This is a genomic window from Pseudomonas sp. RA_35y_Pfl2_P32 (assembly GCF_963970735.1).
Taxonomy (GTDB): domain Bacteria; phylum Pseudomonadota; class Gammaproteobacteria; order Pseudomonadales; family Pseudomonadaceae; genus Aquipseudomonas.
In genome coordinates, this window is record NZ_CAXAQF010000117.1 from 1 (window position 1) to 641 (window position 641).

The 641-nt window shown below is 68.5% G+C and carries 1 protein-coding gene; it reads left to right on the plus strand.

The annotated features are described in order from the left end of the window. On the plus strand, positions 1-641 hold a 641-nt coding region (locus AACY45_RS27385; protein WP_339548581.1), incomplete at both ends, for a tyrosine-type recombinase/integrase.

Here is a 641-nt window from a genome sequence, read left to right on the forward strand (position 1 = left end):
TTGCCCACTCCAGCGTGCGGCGCTGCTGACGCTGCGCTGGTCGGGCGCTCGACGCGGCGAGGTGCGTCGCCTCGCACTCGATTGCCTCGACCGCTACCCCGACGGCACCGCGCGGCTGCGCATTCCTGTCGGCAAGACCGGCCGCGAGCGGATGGTGCCGCTCCATGAAGAGGCGGCCGACGCGCTCCAGGCCGTGGTGGAAGCACGCCGGAGAGGGCGCGACCGCGCAATGGTCGACGAGCGGACCGGTGACCGACTACGCTTTCTCTTCGTAGATCACGGCAAGTTGTTATCCGAATACTACCTCTTTGAAACGCCGCTGGGCGAGGCGTGCCGGGCGGTTGGCTTGGTCGATGCACGAGGCCGCCATACCGTCACTGCACACCGCTTCCGCCACACCCTCGGAACGCAGCTCGCCGAGCGCGGCGCGAGGCTTGATACGATCATGAGCGTGCTCGGCCACGAGAGCCCGGCGATGTCGATGGTCTACGCAAGGATCTCCGATCCCGAGGTGCTGCGCGACTACCGTGCGGTGCTCGGGCCGGGTGCGGTCATCGCCGGACCTGGCGCCGAGGCTCTGCGGACCGGGCGGCTGACAGCGGGCGCGGTCGATTGGTTGCGCACCAACTTCTTCAAGACCG